At 57.5% G+C, this 19,805-nt stretch carries 16 protein-coding genes; 10 read left to right on the top strand and 6 right to left on the bottom strand.

Features of this window, described 5'->3' with window-relative positions; translation table 11 throughout:
• Positions 1-88: 88 nt before the first annotated feature.
• The 6 genes from BFV97_RS04815 to BFV97_RS04790 all read right to left on the bottom strand — a co-directional run bounded on the left by BFV97_RS04815 (position 89) and on the right by BFV97_RS04790 (position 7,419).
• Positions 89-2,434 carry a serine/threonine-protein kinase gene (locus BFV97_RS04815; protein ID WP_069299216.1) on the bottom strand — a complete coding sequence of 782 codons (2,346 nt, stop codon included), beginning with the start codon at positions 2,432-2,434 and terminating at the stop codon, positions 89-91.
• Positions 2,435-2,506: 72 nt separating this feature from the next.
• Positions 2,507-2,986 (bottom strand): hypothetical protein, encoded by a 480-nt coding sequence (locus tag BFV97_RS04810; protein ID WP_069299215.1) that lies wholly within the window; start codon positions 2,984-2,986, stop codon positions 2,507-2,509.
• Between the two features lies 1 nt (position 2,987).
• Positions 2,988-3,698: a hypothetical protein gene (locus BFV97_RS04805; RefSeq protein ID WP_069299214.1), complete on the bottom strand. Its 711-nt coding sequence runs from the start codon at positions 3,696-3,698 to the stop codon at positions 2,988-2,990.
• On the bottom strand, positions 3,668-5,275 hold the full coding sequence (locus tag BFV97_RS04800; protein WP_069299213.1) for a caspase family protein: 1,608 nt from the start codon (positions 5,273-5,275) through the stop codon (positions 3,668-3,670). The genes BFV97_RS04805 and BFV97_RS04800 overlap by 31 nt, the downstream gene beginning before the upstream one ends.
• Positions 5,276-5,284: 9 nt before the next feature.
• Positions 5,285-6,481, bottom strand: coding sequence for a hypothetical protein (locus BFV97_RS04795; RefSeq protein WP_069299212.1), 1,197 nt, complete (start codon positions 6,479-6,481; stop codon positions 5,285-5,287).
• A 107-nt stretch (positions 6,482-6,588) separates the two neighbouring features.
• Positions 6,589-7,419, bottom strand: coding sequence for a M15 family metallopeptidase (locus BFV97_RS04790; protein ID WP_069299211.1), 831 nt, complete (start codon positions 7,417-7,419; stop codon positions 6,589-6,591).
• A gap of 315 nt (positions 7,420-7,734) precedes the next feature.
• Between BFV97_RS04790 and tssA the strand changes: the two genes are divergently transcribed.
• From tssA to BFV97_RS04740, 10 genes are all read left to right on the top strand, one after another.
• Positions 7,735-8,778, top strand: a complete 1,044-nt coding sequence (gene tssA, locus BFV97_RS04785; RefSeq protein ID WP_157888264.1) for a type VI secretion system protein TssA — start codon at positions 7,735-7,737, stop codon at positions 8,776-8,778.
• A 95-nt stretch (positions 8,779-8,873) separates the two neighbouring features.
• Positions 8,874-9,383, top strand: coding sequence for a type VI secretion system contractile sheath small subunit (gene tssB / locus BFV97_RS04780; RefSeq protein ID WP_069299210.1), 510 nt, complete (start codon positions 8,874-8,876; stop codon positions 9,381-9,383).
• A gap of 2 nt (positions 9,384-9,385) precedes the next feature.
• Positions 9,386-10,879, top strand: a complete 1,494-nt coding sequence (gene tssC, locus BFV97_RS04775; protein ID WP_069299209.1) for a type VI secretion system contractile sheath large subunit — start codon at positions 9,386-9,388, stop codon at positions 10,877-10,879.
• A gap of 120 nt (positions 10,880-10,999) precedes the next feature.
• A complete protein-coding gene (locus BFV97_RS04770) occupies positions 11,000-11,533 on the top strand; it encodes a type VI secretion system tube protein Hcp (RefSeq protein WP_069299208.1) in 534 nt (177 codons plus the stop codon).
• Positions 11,534-11,638: 105 nt separating this feature from the next.
• Positions 11,639-12,454 (top strand): type VI secretion system accessory protein TagJ, encoded by an 816-nt coding sequence (locus tag BFV97_RS04765; RefSeq protein WP_069299207.1) that lies wholly within the window; start codon positions 11,639-11,641, stop codon positions 12,452-12,454.
• Positions 12,441-12,947 carry a type VI secretion system baseplate subunit TssE gene (gene tssE / locus BFV97_RS04760; protein ID WP_069299206.1) on the top strand — a complete coding sequence of 169 codons (507 nt, stop codon included), beginning with the start codon at positions 12,441-12,443 and terminating at the stop codon, positions 12,945-12,947. The genes BFV97_RS04765 and tssE overlap by 14 nt, the downstream gene beginning before the upstream one ends.
• Before the next feature lie 4 nt (positions 12,948-12,951).
• On the top strand, positions 12,952-14,826 hold the full coding sequence (gene tssF / locus BFV97_RS04755; protein ID WP_069299205.1) for a type VI secretion system baseplate subunit TssF: 1,875 nt from the start codon (positions 12,952-12,954) through the stop codon (positions 14,824-14,826).
• A complete protein-coding gene (gene tssG / locus BFV97_RS04750; protein WP_069299204.1) occupies positions 14,790-15,818 on the top strand; it encodes a type VI secretion system baseplate subunit TssG in 1,029 nt (342 codons plus the stop codon). The genes tssF and tssG overlap by 37 nt, the downstream gene beginning before the upstream one ends.
• 46 nt (positions 15,819-15,864) lie before the next feature.
• Positions 15,865-18,576, top strand: a complete 2,712-nt coding sequence (gene tssH / locus BFV97_RS04745; RefSeq protein ID WP_069299203.1) for a type VI secretion system ATPase TssH — start codon at positions 15,865-15,867, stop codon at positions 18,574-18,576.
• Between the two features lie 43 nt (positions 18,577-18,619).
• Entirely contained in the window at positions 18,620-19,789 is a 1,170-nt protein-coding gene (locus BFV97_RS04740) for a hypothetical protein (RefSeq protein ID WP_069299202.1), read from the top strand.
• The last annotated feature ends 16 nt before the right edge of the window (positions 19,790-19,805 follow it).

The following is a 19,805-nucleotide window of genomic DNA, read 5'->3' as shown; positions in this document are numbered from 1 at the left end:
TGTTTCCCCTGTTTTAGCCGATCTAGCAGCTTTTGGGAAAACACAATGTTGAAAATATCACTCTTTGGCACAATGACAGGCCGCTGGTTTATTCCAGTGTCATCATAAAGCGGTAGTTTACCAAAGCGCCCTCATCGGGCAGGTCTTCCAGACGCCCGCCCAGCGCCTCGATAAAGGCGCCACTGCTTTCGGCGCGGGGGCGGATCTGGTCAAACAGGGGCGTATCGGTCACAACCGCCAGCAGGATATTTGCGCCCACAGGTTCCACCACCTTAAAGCCAAGCTGCGCGATGGACGCCTGATCCACCGGAAAAGCAACGCGGATCCTGCGAGAGTTCCCGTCTACAGTTCCGATCTTTTGCAAATCGTTCTCTGTACGCGCCTGATGGGGCAGCAGGTGGAACACCTGTTCCGCCAGATCCACAAAGACTACGTTCAGAAAGCCGGTCCGTTCTTTGGGCAGGACAATATCCACCACCGGATTTTCCCCGATGCGAAAAATGTCCCCCTCCACCGGATCGTTTTTGGTGCCATAGCTATAGTCGATTTGCAGCGCTTCAGTGGTTTCAGTTGGCATCAGGCGCAGGACCGAGCAGACGCTCGGGTTCAGCACCTCAAGATCGCCAGCAACTTCGCGGCCGGGTGCCATTTGCGACAGAAACGCCTGTACGCGGGTTCTATCGGCACCGATTGCCAGTTTTCCCGATACGGACAGCGTGTCATCCGCGCGGATCACACCATCGCGCCCGCCCGTCAGGGTCAGCGGCCCGCAACTGGCCAGATCCTGCAGTCCAAAATCCAGATCATCCATCTGGATCGACGGAATTTCCACTTCGATCCGGTCCACAAGCGCCAGTTTGGTGCCCTCAATCGCGGCCCGCGCCCCGTTCAGAAGCGCGGTTTTTTCCAGTTCGTTCTGTGCCTTGGCGATCAGGATCACGTCCATATCATTGGCCGAGACGGTCCAGCTTTCGATGGACTGAAACAGCAGGGCGACTTTGACAATCCGTTCGCTCCACCCTGCAAACGGCTCGCCGCGTGCGGGTGTCACATCCGACATCACCGCAAAGGCGTTAAGTTGTTGTTCCAGTTGGGTTGTCACCGCCGGAACCGCATCTTCCGAGGGCAGATTCCCGATCAGGCGCAGCGGATCATCGGGCGAACTGCGCTCGATTGTCAGCACGAAAGGATCGGCAAGAGGCAGCGGCTCCGGTTCCGGAGTGCTTTGGCCAAGGGCGTCGGATTCGGGGGCCGGCTCTGCGCTCTCGCTGGCCACGGAAACTGGCGCAACAGAGTCCGCAGCGGTGGTTTCACGGGTGCCGCTGTCGGTTGCAGTGGCTGTAACAGCCGGTTCGGGCGGGGCAGGGCTGAACTGTCCACTGAACCAGCCTGCCGCCCCCAGCGCAAGCATCACGGCCACGGCTGAACCTGCATAAAGACCCATGCGCGATGACTTGGCAGGCGGCGGATTTTCCACTCCTGCCGCTGGCCCGCCGTGGGTTCCGGTGGCCGTGGTTTGCGGTGTGACAGATGCAGGTGCAGCCCGTGCGGCAGGTCCTCCGGCGGGCAGGATCACGGTTTTGTCGTCGTCCGCCCCTGTGCTGGCCCGCAAAAACGCCAGCGCCGCCGCAGCGGTTTGCAGTCGGTCCGCCGGATCGGGTTCCACCAGCTGCGAAACCAATGCTGCCAGCGGGCCGGACATATCGGATATATCCGGTTTGACCGCCTTGGCGCTGATGATCTGCATCAGCGACGACCCCGCATTCGGGGACTGGCCGCGATACGCCCCCATTAATGTCATGCCGAGGGAGTAGAGATCGGAACGGGCATCGCTGCGCCCTTCCATCTGTTCGGGTGAGGCATATTGGTATTTTCCCGCAAACCCACCGCCTACAACGGTTTTTGCCCCTTCGTTCACATCCTTTGCAATGCCGAAATCAATCAGCGTGGCCTGTTTCGGATCCCCGCCGCGCAACAGGATATTGTCCGGCGAAAGATCTCGGTGGAATGCGTTCTTTTCATGGGCCGCCTGCAACCCGCAAAGCACCCGTTCGGCCACCTCCAGCAGGGTGGATTCAGTGAGCGGACCCTTGTCCTTCATCTCATCCGCCAGCGACCGGCCTTCGATAAATTCCATCACGATGAACAGAAAACCACCGTGGCTGTCGCTTTCGAGCAGGTCATAGTAACGCACAACCGAGGGGTCGATGACTTCGTGCAGGACCGAGGCTTCCCGCTTCATCAGATTGATGAACTGTTCGTCCTGCGCAAACTCCGCCTTGAGGATTTTCACCGCGATTTCGCGCCCCGAGACCCGGTTTGTGGCGCGGTAGACCTCTCCGGTGCCCCCCGATGCTACCAGTTCCGCAATCACATAGGTATTGTTCAGCACGTCGCCTGTGGACAGGATACCGGTTTCCGAAGGATCGCTCAATGGGTGGTCCTTTTTATGGGGGCGACACGGCAAAAACCGAGTCCGTCAGGGAGAGAGTAGCCCAGCTTTTCGTCATCCTGCAAGTTTTGCCAGAGATTCTGCCAGTTTGCGGGTGTCCGCGATGGTCTTTTGCAGGTTGGCCAGCCGCTCTGCGTCGGTCTGGCCGGACGGCGGCGGGTTCAGGGCTGCGGAAATGCGCGCCTGTGTCTGTTGGGGGATGTTCTGCTCTCCGATGCGGATTTTTGACACGATAATATCCTGCTGCAAGCGGGCCAGCGCGTTCTGATGCGCCGAAACCTGACGGGACAGGGAGTTGCGTTCGGCCAGCAGCCGTTGCTGGCGGTGTTGCAGGGCGGCGACCCGTTCCTCGCGGGTTGCGATCCGTGCGTCATAGGTGCCGTCGGAAATATTCTCGATCCCGTTGAAAAAGCCGCCATAGGCCGGATCGTCCAGATTGCCCCGCTGGGCGCAGGCTGCGGTTAGCAACAGGACGGCACATAAAAGGGCGCTGCGCTGTGCCGCTGGTCGGTTGAAAGGCGTGTATCGGGACATATCAGATCTCCGTAACAAGCGTTGTTGCGATGGAGCGCATGGCCGAAATGCGATCCGCCAGCGCGGAATAGCGTGCAGCGGCCGGGGCGGTGGCCGCGCTTGGGACGCTGTCCACAGCCAGAAGGGAGCGGGCCTCGCCAAAGACATTCTGGCGCTGCACGGCGGCCTCAATCGCCTTGTTCATCACCGCCAGATTGCCAGATGCCTGTTCTTGTGCCTGCCGCAGGGCCGTGCCATTGCCCGAGGCCCGCGCTGCGGCCAGCCGTGCCCGTTGCTGGACCAGCACGGCACGCATGGTGGCGATGGCGCTTTCCAAATCGCGGTTGTTGGCTTCCAGATCGGCGGCAAGCTGGTTGAGCTGTGCCTCACGGTTGGCAAAGCCTTCTTGCAGGCCACGCACATAAACACCTGACGCCGCACCGATAAACCGGCCCAGACGCGCACCGGTAAAGGCGCCTTGCATCCCGCCCGTCAGACCGCCGATCAACGCACCCACCGCAAAACCCGCCATGCCACCTTCGCCCACGGTGGCTTGCAGCGCTTCGGCCTTGTGGCGCAGGGCTTTTTCCTCGGCGGTTTCGGGCTGCCAGCTAAAGGCCCGCAGTCCGGCAACCGGATTGTCGGGCGCAACTGCGCAGGCGGACACGCCCAGCAGCGCCAGCGGAGCCAGAGCGCCTGCGATCAGCTTTGTGGCAGGAAATCGGAAAGCCATTGATAGGATCCTCGGGTTTCGGCATTGGCTGCCTGATTGACATGTTTCAGAAACAATTTGGCGCGGCCTGCCAGTTTTTCGTCATCCACAGGGGCAGAGCGTGTCACCGCGACGCCAATGGTGCGCTCCACCATATAATCAGGGAAATTCGCATTGGCCTGTTCCATCAGTTCTTCGTAATAGGCCCGTTCCTGATCCAATTGGGCCAGCACTTCGGTCTGGGCACGCTCTATCGCGGCAATATCGGCGCGGGCCTGTTCAAGAATGGGCTTGGCGCTCTCGTCGCCGGCGGCGACCTGTTCCAGTTCGGCATAGGCATCCCGTGCCACAATCAGCGTCTGGTCGATGCTGGACAGGGCAGCAATATCCACCTGAATCTGCTTGCCCACATTGCCCCCAAGATAAAGCAGCAGGCGCGAGGCATCGGCAAAGAGATTGTCTTGCGTCAGGGCGGCGTCTTCGCCAAGCGAGGCGCGATATGCGGCGGCGGCCAGTTCCAGTTCCTCTATGTCGGGTGCGCTGCGGCTTTGGGGGGTGAAGCCCAGAATGCCAAGAGCAGCCGCAATTTTTTCGGTGTCGCTGGTTACGTCCAGTTCGGTAATTTGCCGGGGTTTCTTATCCTGTGGCAGATTGGCGGAATAGCTGAGCCGTGAAATCCGCTGATGGGCAAAATCCCTGAACATCCCGTTTGGGAAAGCATCAAGATAGGACTGATACGCCTGCGGTGTGGTCTTTGCGCTGACACGGCGCCACATTTCGATGTCCCGCGCGATCATCGCCTCACGCCCGCCCGAGGCCATGGAGGGGTTCATGGAAAACTCGCCAATCAGACTTTCCTCAACCCACGGCACCTGCGCCCCCCGTGTGCGCAGCACCACATCCTGTCGCACCCGCCCGAACATCAGGCGCACATCGAGGCCGGGTTCTGAGATATGTTTCAGCAGCGCAGTCGTGAAAATCGAATTGTCGCTTGTGCCTTCAAAAGCCACGTTGCCCGGATCGGTGGCATAGGCCACCAGCAGTCCAGTCGCGGATTTTGCCCGCGCCAGTCCTGCGGGCTTTCCGGTCTGGTCCAGCGTGATCGCCAGCGGATTGTCGCGGCAGGCATCCAGAATAACGATCCCCGCATCCGGTTTGGCATTGGCAAAAGTGTCCCTGACCCGACCGAGCGTCAGGGAATATTCCTTCACCGCGCCCGATGTGGTGCCTTGAAAATCCGTGGCCAGCAGGAAATTTTCGCCCCCTGCCTGACTGCCGTGACCGGCGTAAAAGAACAGGCCGAGCTCTGCGCCCTTCAACTGTCGTTCAAAAGCGCCCAATGCGCGGTCCATGTCGCTGCGCGAGGCATCCTGCGCCGAGATCACCACAAACCCGAGCGCGGCCAGTTTCTTGCCCATTGCGGCCACATCATTGGCCGGATTCTTCAGGGACAGGGCGGAATTATCATAGCGGCTGTTGCCGATCAGCAGGGCCACGCGGTCCTTTGCGCTGGCGACTTGCGCCAAAACCAAAAAGGCCAGCATCAGGAATGCGGCGGGCAGGGCGCTGCGCTGTTTCCGGTCCATCCATGCTGGCATTACCATCTCCTAAAACTCGTAACCGAAATTGATGTTCAACCCGCGCACCCCCCGATTGGCATGGGTATAGGTCAGCCCCACCCGTACGCTGTCCCAAGTGACCCCGTTCTTGGACCCGATCGTGCCAAGGGACAGGGACACATCGGTCCATTCGTCGATATAGGTCGGACTGCCTCCGACCTTGGTGTGCACAAGGGAAAACTGCCAAGTGGTGGGCAGGCCATAAAGACTGCGTTCCATGGGGCCGGACAGTTCAACACCGTTTTTATTGATCGTGTTCGCCAGATCATAGCCACCGTTGCCAGAGCCGAGCGTTTCCGAATAGGTCAGCGCACTGCCAAAAACCAGACCGTATCCATTGCGCAGATCCATCCGGTAATTGGAAACCAGCGACGCATTGGCCAGCCGTGTGGTCAGCCCCCGACTGGTATCGCGCAGCGCACCGACACGCAGTTCCGGCGTCAGGGTCCAGTTGGCCGTGACCGGCATCCGCAGGCCCACCCCGACAGAACCGGACACGTAATCCTGCCCGTTGATCGTCGAAAAGCTGAGCGGGGCGTGAATTTTAACCGCCCAGCGCGGATCATCCAGAGGCATCGCAAAGCTAAGCGGCAAGGAGGTGACATTGGCCGAAAAGCCGGGTCCGGTATAGCGTCCCGTTTGCAGCGAAATTCCCAGATGGTTGTAGCTTGCCGTGCCCCGTGCGCGACTGCCCCCTGTCAACGGGGAAGGACCGACATCCGTACCGGAGCTAAAACTCGCATCCGCCATACGCGCCATCAGGGACACAGGGTTGCCCGCGACAGGATCTTGGGGCGTATTTGCCACCGTCAGCTTTAACGCTTCGGGATCGGTGGCGTAACGCTCTCTGAGAAATGCCGCCAGTTGTGCATCGCTATCGCTGCGGGTTTCCCCGTCGAACCGTGAAATCACCGCGCCGGTGTCATCCCGCAGCACTACGCCGGTTCTGCCCTGACGATACCGCAGGGTCAGGGTTTCGCGCGGGGCAGTAAAGGTAAAGGTCGCCCCCGAGGTTTCGGTGTAATCGGTGTTGATCGTTTGATAGGTCCGTGTGCCCAGCGCGTTAATGGCTTCGTCAATGGTATCGAAACTGGTGGAACCAAGGTTGACACTTTGCGCAGCAGCACCGGAGGCTCCGGTAACGAGCAGACAAATTACAGCAAAAGACTTGCGACACAGAAACATCTGTCAACTTCCACTAAATAAATTTATTCCACAAAGTCGGTCAGCAACGATGGGTGCGAAAATAATTGAAGGCAGAAATTGCCGACGAACCCTTTAACCTTCCACAACTATTTGGTGCGGATCAACCCCTGACGGAGCCATTGATTGATTTTCTCCTTGGAAACCTGAAAGTGCATGGAGTCCTCGCGCCCGAAACTCGCGCCCCAGTACCAGCCTTCCTTATTGAAGAAATCCGCCAGCAAAATCAGGCCGAGCTGGGTTTTGCCATCCCCGAGCGTATCGAGTTTGCCGTCGATATTCAGATCAACCGACAACCCGTAGGCATGGGTCGACACCGAACCCGGACGCCCGCGGATGTGGCGTACGCACAGGGAACCGGCCGTGTTGATCCGCTCGTAGAGTTCCGGCTCGAATATCTTCACGTTGCGAAACACCTGCCGCAAGGACAGGATCGCAGGTTCGATCATGGTCACACGGATGGGGCCGACGCTTTCGGTTTTGACCAGATCCTTGAGCAGGGGATTGGTCATTGACTGGCAGGCTTCGCTGAGGTCGGGTCGGGGCAGGCCGAACAGGTTCTTCAGATAGGAAGAACCGGAGTTGGACAGACCCTTGTTCACCTCGCGCCGGTCGGCAATCAGGACGACTTGGGCAAAACTATCGGCAAGTGAATCGGTTCTCTCCTCTGCGGGATCGGCAAAGGACTGGATCACCGGCTCTGCCACGCCGGTTTCTTCCAGCAAGGTCACACGAGAGGCCAGCGCGTTCAGGTCGATGGTAAGGTCTTTGGACTTTTGCGCCTGAATCGCCAGTTGTGCTTCAAGTGCGGCAATCTTCTGGGCGTCATCGGTGCGGCTCAGGGATTGGGCAAAATACCAGCCCACAGGTGCCGTCAACACGGCAAGAACCAGCAATGTGATTACAATCGCCCACTTCATATAATGATCCTAGCACCGAGGTCCGGCTTAATCTCTGTCGGGAAAATACCCAACTTGATTATGTATAGGGCGGCGGATTTTACTTGCCAAGTTGTCAAGTTGATAAAGTGTCTTGTGATTGAAAAGCATAAGAAAGTGTCGCGAAAATCACTGTTTTGGCGATTAATTCTTGCGCGGTTCCCTAAAGGCAACTACGCTTTTACTTAATTTACTAAGTATCTAATAAGTACCTTACAAGCCAATTTCTCTTTAATATCAGCTAGTTAATACGGCTCTCTGAACGTGGCTTGCTCTAATTTATTAAGGGTTGAAGACGTGAGTTTGGATTTAGACACAGTGCTGGGCGGATTTGACGGGGAGGAACCCTCGGGTCCTGATCTGGAATATGACGCTGCCTTCTCGGATCTCGCCATTGCAGCAACTGCAAAGGGCGAACAGCAGGTCGGGGACAAGGTGATCGAGGCCGAGGATGCGGATTACGCAGAGGTGGTCAAACTGGGTGAGGCGCTGCTGGAAAAGACGATGGACTTGCGGATTGCGGTCTATCTGGCAGAGGCAGGTCTGAACCGTCACGGTTATCCCTATTTCGCGCAGGTGCTCGATTATATCAGACGGGCCTTGCAGGACTATTGGGACACGGTGCACCCGCAGCTTGATGCAGATGATGACAACGACCCGACAGAGCGTGTGAATGCGCTGGTCGGTCTGGTGGATGACGACACGGTGCTGCGCCAGTTGCGCCGCGCTCCGCTGAGCGAGAGCAAGATGATGGGGCGTTTTTCCCTGCGCCATGTTTCGGTCGCCAAGGGAGAGATCGTAGCGCCCGCCGATATGGACAACCCGCCGGATATGGCCGCGGTCGGCGCGGCGCTGAAGGACACGCCCGAAGAGGATATGACCGCAATCCGCGAGAGCATTTCCGCCGCACTGGAGCACACAGCCGCAATTGATGCGATCCTTGCGGAACATGTGCCCGGACAGGGACCGGATTTCGCGCCCTTGCAGGTGCTGTTGAAAAGCGGACAGGCGGTGATTGCCGAATGTCTGGGCGAATCCGCGCCACTGACTGCGACCGGAGAGACCGCGGAGGGCGACGGCGCCACGGACCCACAGGCGGGCGGCGCATCTGGCGGCGGCGGTGTCAGCGGCATCAATTCGACCAATGATGTGCTGCGCGCGATGGACCTGATGCTGGACTATTATGCACGCAACGAACCCTCCAGCCCGGTCCCGATCTTTATAAAGCGGGCCAAGCGACTGGTTTCGGCGGATTTCATCACGATTATGAAAGATATGGCGTCAAGCGGCATAGCAGAGGTGGCAACCATCGGTGGTCTCTCCTCTGAAGAATACGAATAAAAATACCAATACGACTAAATTTTTTAAGACCCCAAGTGAAATCAGATGCCGGACCGAACGGCACCGGAAAGTTAATAGCAGAGGAGACGGCTCTTATGGCTGACAGCCAGAAATTTATCGCCCGCAACCGGGCCCCCCGCGTTCAGATCGAATATGATGTCGAAGTCTATGGCGCTGAAAAGAAGGTGCAATTGCCGTTTGTGATGGGCGTGATGGCCGATCTTTCCGGCAAGTCGGAAGTGCCGCTACCCGCGGTGGCCGATCGCAAGTTTCTGGAAGTGGACGTGGATAATTTCGACGACCGGATGAAGTCCATGAAACCCCGCGCGGCCTTTACCGTGCCCAACACGCTGACCGGCGAAGGCAATATGGCGGTAGATATTACCTTTGAAAGCATGGATGATTTCAGCCCCGCCGCGATTGCCAGCAAGGTAGAGCCGCTGAAAAAGCTGCTCGATGCGCGTACCCAATTGTCCAATCTGATGACCTATATGGATGGTAAAACAGGGGCCGAAGACCTGATGGCCAAGATCATACAGGACCCCGCGCTGATGAAAGCGCTGAGTGCTGCACCAAAACAAAAAGATGATGCAGGGGAGGAATAACAATGGCTGAAGCTGAAGCACAAGTCGAAGGCCAGTCCGGCAGTACGGTCTTTGCCAATGACGAATTCGCCTCCCTGCTGCAAAAGGAATTCCGCCCCAAATCGGACACGGCCAAGACAGCCGTTGAAGAAGCGGTCAAAACGCTGGCAGAACAGGCGCTTGCCAATACTGGGCTGGTGTCGGACGACGCGCTGCGCTCTATCGAGGCGATTATTGCGGAACTGGACAAGACCCTCACGGCGCAGGTGAATGAAATCCTGCACAACGAGGAGTTTCAAAAGCTGGAGAGCAGCTGGCGCGGTCTGCACTATCTGGTGAACAACACCGAAACCGACGAGATGCTGAAAATCCGTGTGATGAATGTATCCAAGAAGGATCTCGGCAAGACGCTGAAGAAATTCAAAGGCGCGGCATGGGACCAGTCCCCGATCTTCAAGAAGCTCTATGAAGAGGAATACGGACAATTCGGCGGCGAGCCTTACGGCTGTCTGGTCGGGGATTACCACTTTGACCATTCCCCACCCGATGTGCAATTGCTCTCGGAAATGGCCAAGATTGCAGCGGCCAGCCACGCGCCCTTTATCACCGGCGCGGAACCGTCCCTGATGCAAATGGACAGCTGGAGCGAACTGGCCAACCCCCGCGATCTGACCAAGATATTCTCAACACCGGAATATGCTGCGTGGCGCTCTCTGCGCGAAAGCGAGGACAGCCAGTATCTTGCCCTTGCCATGCCCCGTTTCCTTGGCCGGCACCCTTACGGGGAAAAGACCGATCCGGTCGATGAATTCGCCTTTGAGGAAGACACGGAAGGGGCGGACAGCGGCCATTATTCATGGGTCAATGCGGCCTATGGGATGGCAACCAACATCACCCGCTCGTTCAAGCATTACGGCTGGTGTACCCGTATCCGTGGCATTGAATCCGGCGGTGCGGTGGAAAACCTGCCCACCCATACCTTCCCTTCCGATGACGGTGGCGTTGATATGAAATGCCCGACAGAAATTGCGATTTCGGACCGCCGTGAATCAGAACTGGCCAAGAACGGTCTGATGCCTCTGATCCACCGTAAAAACAGTGACATGGCCGCCTTCATCGGCGCCCAATCCCTGCATAAACCGGCGGAATACGACGATCCGGATGCAACGGCCAACGCAAACCTTGGTGCGCGTTTGCCCTATCTCTTCTCCACCTGCCGCTTTGCGCATTATCTCAAATGTATTGTACGCGATAAGGTCGGTTCCTTCAAAGAACGTGGAGATATGGAAGCCTGGCTGCAAAAATGGATCAGCAATTACGTTGATATGACTCCGGAAATTTCATCCGAAGCAACCAAAGCCGAGCGTCCGCTGGCCGCAGCACAGGTGGTGGTGGAAGAGGTCGAGGGCAATCCCGGCTATTACACTTCCAAATTTTTCCTGCGGCCCCATTACCAGTTGGAAGGGCTTTCGGTGTCTTTGCGGCTGGTCTCAAAACTGCCCTCCGAGAAGGGCTGATTAAGCGCCGGTGGCACAAGGAACATTGCGGGGATCATTTTCGGGATCTTTCACGAGTCCCTGTGCCGCCACCCAGAATATTAGTGAAACCTAACTTTTAATTCCGAGGAGGAATTCAATATGATTGACGCATATGCATGGTTTGTTGGTGGTAAAAAAGCCATCAAAGGGGAAACCAACGATAAAACCGTTAAGGCAAAGAATGGATTTGATCTGATCGACTTTTCTTTTGGTGTCGAAAATCAGGTGAATGTCGGGTCGTCGTCCGGTGGTCTTGGCTCCGGTCGTGTGCAACTGGACCGGTTTGAATTTTCAAAAAACATGGACACCGCATCCTGTGATATGGTTCTGGCCGCCTGTACCGGCGATCATATCCCCGAACTGCATCTTTCCCTGCGTAAAGGCGGTGGCGGTGGTGCCTCGGATTCCGGTGGCGAGTTCGTGCACGTCCAGATGATCAACGTGGTGATCGAAAGCGTGAAATGGTCCGGATCCGACGGGGACGAAGCCTTTGTGGACAATGTTGTCGTCGCCTTTGCCGGCATCAAGATCGACTACATGAAGCAGGACATGACAGGCAAACTGGAGTCCGGTGGTGCTGTGGAATGGAACCAGACCACAAACGAAGCCGTCATGGGCAAGGCTGGCAAGTAATCTTCCAGCCGCCGGTTCTGTATTTTTCGCGAACCGGAACAGTATCTGGAAGGGCGGCTTTAGCGGCCTTTCCATCCCTCGAATTTATTAGAACCGGGATTTTTCATGAGCGACGCGATCGACCATTTGAAGGCGGGCAATCTGGATGCAGCCTATGACGCCCTGACCGCCAGCATCCGCAAGGATCCAGCCGACAGCAAACTGCGGGTGTTCCTGTTCCAGATGCTCTGTGTGCGCGGCGAATGGGATCGGGCGCTGACCCAGTTAAAAGTCTGCGGCGAGATGGCACCCGACACCATGCCGATGGTTCAGTCCTACCGCGAGGCGATTGCCTGCGAAATGGTGCGCGAGAAAGTCTTTGCCGGTGAAACCGCGCCGCTGATCTTTGGCGAACCGGCGCAGTGGGTGGCGCTGATGATCCAGTCGCTTGGCCTGCTGGCCAAGGGTGACACAGCGCAGGCCGCCACATTGCGCAATGAGGCATTTGACGCAGCCCCGAGCCAGAGCGGTGAAGCCGACGGCACGGCTTTTGAATGGATTGCAGACGCGGATATGCGCCTTGGTCCGATGCTGGAACTGGTGATGAACGGGCGCTACTACTGGGCACCGTTTTCCAACATTAAACGCATGACCTTTGATGATCCGAGCGATCTGCGGGACAAGGTCTGGACCCCTGTAGAAATCACATGGGCCAATGGCGGCGATGTGGTGGGCTTTATCCCGACCCGCTATCCCGGGTCTGCCCAGTCAAAGCGGGCAGGGATCATGCTGGCGCGGGAAACCGACTGGATTGATGCGGGTGATGAAACCTATCTTGGAATCGGGCAGCGGTTGTTTGCCACCAATAACGCGGATCTGGCGCTGATGGACCTGCGCAGTATTTCCCTTTCTGCAGTGGGGGGCGGTGATGGCGCGGACTGAACTTTCCGATCGCGAACGGTTGCAACCTTCCCTGCTGGACAGGTTGACCGACAAATCCCCGACCGACACGAAAGACTCTGCAGCCGAACGCTATATCGACGTGCGCCGTTTGCGGGACATCATCCTGCGGGATCTCGGCTGGTTGCTGAACACCGCCAATAACGAAGAGATTATCGAACCCGCCCTCTATCCCCATGCGGCGCGGTCTACGTTGAATTTCGGCATCAGCGATATTGCCGGACGCAAGGTGTTGCAGACCGATGCGAAAACGCTGGAATCTTCCATCAAGGAGGCGATCTACGCACTGGAACCGCGCATTATTCCGGGCACGCTGGAGGTAACAGCGGCCAAGGCCATGCCGGATGCGGCGGACAGCCAGATCACGATGGACATCCGCGGAGAGCTTTGGGCCACGCCGGTCCCGCTGGAGCTCTATCTACGCACCCGTCTGGATGTGGCGGATGGTGATCTTGTTATCGACAAGGTGATGTAGCGGCATGGATACACGGCTTCTCAAACACTATGAAACCGAACTGGCCTTCGTGCGGGAGATGGGGGCGGAATTTGCGCAGGCCTATCCTAAAATTGCAGGGCGTCTGGGAATGGACGGGATCGAAATAAACGATCCCTATGTGGAGCGTCTGATCGAAAGTTTCGCCTTTCTGACCTCCCGTATCCAGCTCGAACTGGACATGCGCTACCCGCAGTTCACCCAGCACCTTTTGGAAATCATCTATCCGCACTATCTGTCGCCCGTACCTGCGATGTTCATTGCGCAGTTCCAGCCCGAAGCGGGGCTGAGCGAGAAATACACGATGAAACGGGGCACAAAGATGCGTGCGCCGCTGCGGGAAGGCGATCAGACCGCCTGTGAGTTTCGCACCGCCCATGACGTAGACCTCTGGCCGTTGAAGATCACCGAAGTGCAGTATTTTGCCAGCCGCGGAGAGGTGGTCGCAGCGGGATTTGGTGACGGAAACACCGCGCGCGGGGCGATCCGGCTGCGGTTGAAGGCACCTTCGGGCACCAAGTTGAACACGCTCGGGGTGGAACATCTCGACCTGCATCTTCCCGGACAGGATCGCACGCCTTGGGCGCTGTATGAACATCTGATGCGCGACAGTATCGGGATCATGGGGCGGTCGGTAAACCGGCGCGACGACTGGAGCATTGCGCCGCGCAAGGCAAAGATCGAACCCATCGGCTTTACCCGCGAAGAATCCCTGCTGCCGTTTCCCGGACAGTCCTTTGACGGCTATCGTCTATTGCAGGAATATTTCTCGCTGCCCCAACGCTTTTTCTTTTCCCGTCTTGCCGGTCTGTCAGAGATCATGGCGCATTGCGAAGAGAACGAGATCGACCTCTATATTCTGCTGAAAGACACACGGCCTGCGCTGCAACAAACGCTGACGCCGGAGAATTTCGCGCTATATTGCACGCCTGCGATCAACCTGCTGGAACTGCGCTGTGACCGTGTGCATGTGCAGCGCAAGGATGCGGATCACTTTGTCGTTGTGGACCGCACAGCGCCGATGGATTTTGAAATCCACACCATTCTGGATGTGGACGGGATCACTAGCGACGAAAGCGATGATATTGATTTCAGACCGTTTTACAGCGCAGACGATTACACCGCTGCGGGGGAAAACCACGAAGCCTATTACGCCATGCGCAGACGGTTCCGGCAACGGTCCGAACGCCAGAAGCTGAAAGGCACGCGCACCTCTTACCTTGGGACGGATGTGTTCCTGAGCCTCGTTGACCGCAGCGAAGCGCCGTATTCCGGCAAGCTGGAACAACTGGCGATCCGCGCTTTATGCACAAACCGCGACCTGCCGATGTTGTTGCAGACGGGCGGCGGGGATACGGATTTTGACATGACGGACGGGGGGCCTGTGGACGGGATCAGGGCGGTATCTCCGATCTCGGCGCCCAAATCCTCACCGGCGGTGGATGGCAGTGCGGCATGGCGTCTGATCAGCCACCTGAGCCTGAACTACCTGTCGATGGATGACGCGGATCGCGGCTCGGCTGCGGCTGGTCTGCGGGAACTTCTGGGGATTTACACACCCAAAGGGGACCGCAATCTTGCCAAACAGCTTGAAGGGATTGCAGGCGTGGAATCCCGCCCCATTGTGCGGCGTATGGCGGATGAAGTTCTGTCAACAGCTGTGCGCGGGCTGGAGGTGAAAGTCACCTTTGACGAAAGTTATTTTGAAGGCACTGGCGTCTATCTTTTGGGCGCGGTGCTGGAACAGTTTTTTGCAAGTTATGTGTCCCTGAACAGTTTCACCGAAACGGTGATCAGCGGCACGGAAAGAGGAGAGATCGCCCGATGGAGCGCCAAGAGCGGGAGGCGTCGGATGATCTAAGCCGCCTTGCGGCCTTGTCCGACGATCCCAGAACCTTCAACTTCTTTCAGGCCCTGCGCCTGATAGAAGCCAGCTATCGCAGCGCGCCGCGTCTGGGCAATTCCAAACGCCCCCGTCAGGACAAAGTGCGATTAAAACAGAAGGTGGATATGGCCTTTGCGCCCTCCACTGTGGAAAGTTTCCGCACCACCGGCAAAGGCGGCGGGCCTGCGGAACTGTCAAGCTATCTGTTCGGGGTATTCGGGCCAAACGGTCCTCTGCCGCTGCATATCACCGAATATGTACGCGAGCGGGAACACAATGCGCGGGACCATACCTTTGCCGGCTTTGCCGATATGTTCCACCACCGCCTGATCAGCCTGTTCTACCGCGCATGGGCCAGTGCGGAACCGGCGGCGAGTTTTGATCGCCCCGAAGACGATCCCTTCGCCAACCGCATTGCCGCGCTGTCGGGGATGATGGGCGCAGCCTTTACCGACCGGGATGCCATGCCGGACCTTGCCAAACTGCGCTTTGCGGGGCGGCTGTCCAACGGAGCAAGGAACGAGGAAGGGCTACTGGCGATGATCTCGCTGTTTTTCCGCGTGCCGGTCACAATCGAAAGCTTTGTCGGCAGTTGGCTGGAACTGGAACCGGATGACCAATGGCAGCTGGGCATCGAAACCCCTGCGGGCGGGTTGGGGCAGGGCACATCGCTTGGCAGTCGGGTCTGGTCCCGTCAGGCCAAGTTTCGCATTCGCATCGGTCCGCTTGACCTTGAGGAATACAAACGCCTGCTGCCCGGCGGGATCAGCCTTTACCGACTGGCAGCCGTGGTGCGCAACTACATTGGCGAGATGCTCGACTGGGATGTGAACCTTGTGCTGGCCGCCGGACAAGCGCCACAGGTGAAGCTGGGCCAACAGGGCGAACTGGGCTGGACCACATGGGCCGGAACACCGCCGCAGGATCGGCCATTAGATGATTTATATGTAACTGTTTCAAGAAGATAGAACATACGCGGGCGAACAAGACCCGCATCAGGGAAGGATTTGGATTATGTCAGAGATCAGCCGCGTTGCCCTTTTTGGCAAGTTGAACAAGCTCGGGTATCAGGCGATTGAGAGCGCCTCTGTTTTCTGTAAGATGCGGGGCAATCCTTATGTGGAGCTGGTCCACTGGATGCACCAGATTTTGCAGGGTCAGGACAGCGATCTGCACCGGATTATCCAGCATTACGATCTGGAACCGGCTAAAGTGGCAAAGGATATGACCGCCGCGCTTGACGCTTTGCCCCGCGGCGCATCCTCCATTTCCGATCTCTCCGAACATCTTGAAAACGCGGTGGAGCGGGCATGGGTCTACGCGTCTCTTGCGCATAAAAGCCCGCAGGTGCGCACGGGGCATCTGGTCCTTGGTATGGTGAAAACCTCATCCTTGCGCAGTGTGTTGAACGGGATGAGCGAGGAATTCAAAAAGGTAAAGCCGGACGATCTGCTCGATAACTTTAGCGAAGTTACCGACGGATCGCCGGAAGACGGGCTTGCGCCGCAGGACGGGACCGGAATCGGGGCGGGGGCCGGGGCGCAACCGGGCGAGTCTTCGGGGGCGATGGCGCCAGCGGCGATGGGCAAAGAGGAAGCCTTGCAGCAGTATTGCAAGGACCTGACCGAACTTGCCGCCAGCGGAGAGATCGACCAGATCGTCGGGCGGGACGAGGAAATTCGCCAGTTGATCGACATCCTGATGCGCCGCCGCCAGAACAACCCGATCCTGACGGGCGAGGCGGGCGTAGGCAAAACCGCCGTCGTCGAAGGTTTCGCCCTGCGCATCGCCAAAGGAGACGTGCCGCCACTGTTGCAGGGTGCGCGTTTGCTGGAACTGGACGTGGCCGCGCTGCAGGCGGGGGCCAGCATGAAAGGCGAATTTGAAAACCGTCTGAAGCAGGTGATCGAAGAAGTGCAGTCCTCTACCACGCCGATTATCATGTTCATCGACGAAACTCACACCCTTGTTGGCGCTGGCGGGGCGGCGGGCACAGGGGATGCGGCGAACCTGCTGAAACCTGCCCTTGCGCGCGGAGAGCTGCGCACTATCGGGGCCACGACTTGGGCGGAATACAAGAAACATATCGAAAAAGACCCCGCCCTGACACGGCGCTTTCAGGTGGTGAAGGTGGACGAACCCAGCGTGGAAAAGGCAATCCTGATGATGCGCGGCATTGTCGGGATGCTGGAAAAACACCACCGCGTTCAGGTTCTCGACGAAGGGATCGAGGCGGCGGTACAGTTTTCGGCACGTTATATTCCGGCACGCCAGTTGCCGGATAAATCCGTCAGCCTGATCGACACTGCCTGCGCGCGTGTCGGGATTTCGCAACATGCGACACCGGCAGAGGTGGAGGATTCCCAAAAGAGGATCGCTGCCCTTGAAACCGAACTGGGCATCATCGGACGGGAAAAATCCGCCGGATATGATATCGGGGATCGCGAGACCGAGGCGCAAGAGAAACTGAATGCTGAAACCGACAGACTCCACGGGCTGACAGAGCGTTGGCAGGCGGAAAAGAAGATCGTGGACGACATCCTCTACCTGCGGGCCACCCTGCGTGGCGACGGCGGCGCGGTAGAGGGCGAGGCGGCCGCAGAGGTGCCCGAGGGCAGCGAGATGAGCGAGGACGAACGCGCCGTGCTGCTGGCCGATCTAAAGGCCAAGGACGCGGAATTGAAAGAGGTTCAGGGCGAAAGCCCGCTGATCCTGCCCATCGTAGACGAACAGGCGGTGGCCAGCGTGGTCGGGGACTGGACGGGTATTCCGGTGGGTCGCATGGTCAAGGACGAGATCAACACCGTTCTAAATCTTGCCGATGCGCTGAAGAAACGGGTGATCGGACAGGATCACGCGATGGAGATGATCGCCAAACGGGTGCAAACCGCGCGGGCCGGACTCGACAATCCCAGCAAGCCTATCGGGGTGTTCATGCTGGCAGGCACCAGCGGTGTCGGCAAAACCGAAACCGCCATTGCCATAGCCGAAACGCTTTATGGCGGTGAGGCAAATATGATCACCATCAACATGTCCGAATTTCAGGAGAGCCATACGGTCAGCACGCTGAAAGGCGCGCCTCCGGGTTATGTGGGCTATGGCGAGGGCGGCATCCTGACCGAAGCGGTGCGGCGCAAGCCCTATTCCGTGGTGCTGCTGGACGAAGTGGAAAAAGCCCACTCTGACGTGCACGAGATTTTCTTTCAGGTGTTTGACAAAGGCGTGATGGAAGACGGCGAGGGCCGGATGATCGACTTTAAAAACACGCTGATCCTGCTGACATCCAATGCGGGCAGCGATCTGATTATGGATATGTGCAAGGATCCCGACCTGATGCCCGAACCCGAAGGCATCGCCAAGGCGCTGCGCGAACCGTTGCTGAAGGTGTTTCCCGCGGCATTGCTCGGGCGGATTGTCACTATTCCCTACTTCCCGCTTAGTCCCGACATGATCGGTGCGATCACAAAGTTGCAACTGAACCGTGTGGTCAAACGGATCAGCGACACCCACGGTGTGCCCTTTACCTATGACGATAAGGTGGTCGATCTGATCGTGTCGCGTTGTCAGGAAGTGGAAAGCGGCGGACGGATGATTGACGCGATCTTGACCAATAGCCTGCTTCCCGCCGTGTCAGGGGAATTCCTGCGCAAGATGATGGCCGGAGAAGACGTCAAAACAGTGAGCGTCAGCACAGACGGGGACGCGTTTACATACGAATTTGGGTAGCAAGATTATTTTTTGAATTTCTTGATCACAGGGAGAAAAGACAATGGCAACGTTAACATCCAAAGGCAGTCTGAAAATCGGATATAAGGGGTCTTTGTTTCAAAAGCCGAAATGTGAATACGAATTGAATCACGTCCTGCCCGAAGGGGAAACACCGACCGAGACAAAATTACTTGTGGAGGCTTTCAAGAAGCTGTTCACTAAAGGCTTTGCCAAACTGGCGGCAGCGCGGGAAAAAGCCATAAAATCGGCCATGGAAGCCACCGAAAAAGACTGGAAGAAGAAGCCCCCCAAAGACATGGATGCTGCTGTAAAGGTGGCCAACCAGATGATCCAGCAGGGGGTGGATGTCTGGCGTAATGTAGAGGTGCCCAAACTGGCGGAAGAATGTATCGAAAACGTCTACGCGTATATGGAAAAGAAGCTGAAGAAAAAGCTGAACCGCAAGAAGGCCAAGGTTGTTCTGAAAATTGTTGTGCTGGTTCTGATTGTCGTGGCCGCGGCTGCCATTTCCATCGCAACCGCCGGACTGGCCGCCCCATTGGCAGCAGGCATCACCGCGGGGGTGGTGATCGGTATGATTGCCACAGGGGTGACGGCTTTGGTCAAAAGCGGCCAGATTGTCTATAAGGAATACAACGCCTATCAGGGCTTTCTGGACAAGATCAAGAAAGATGTCGATGCCATTGAAAAGGCCATCGACTATGAAATCAAGAAGAAGAAAGCCGCCGAATACCGCAAGCTTGGCCCAAAAGAGAAGGTCAAGCTGCTGATGGGGGGCACCAAGGCGCATGTGAAATCCCTGAACAAACATCTGGACGCTGCCGAGGCCCGCTTCATCCTGATGCGCAAGGAAAACCTCAAAGCCATCGCGGCGGCGGCCGAGGCCAAGGAACATTGGGACAAGATGTCGTCCCATCCGAACAAGGCGGTGTCAGCAGAGGCGTTGAAAGCCAAGGAAATGGCAGGCCGCACCGCAAGAACCGCTGAAAAGTTTGACGAAAAGCTGAAGGCTTTTGCCAAGCTCAAAACCGAAGTGAAAGCGCAACTTTTGCGGTTGGATAAAACCGGCGAATTTTCCAGCGATAAAGTCACCGGCGTGTTAAAATTCGCAGGCGACCATCAGGAATTCGCGCAATCCGTTGTTACCGGCGGCAAGACGCTGTTTGACCTGACCAAAAAGCTGAACGGTGTTTTGAAGAAACTGGGCTAAGCGGCCCTGTGGCGGC

The organism is Neptunicoccus sediminis (genome assembly GCF_001719615.1).
GTDB classification, from domain to species: Bacteria; Pseudomonadota; Alphaproteobacteria; order Rhodobacterales; family Rhodobacteraceae; genus Amylibacter; species Amylibacter sediminis.
The sequence above is the reverse complement of the archived record's forward strand: the minus strand, read 5'-3'. Positions and strand labels throughout refer to the sequence as shown.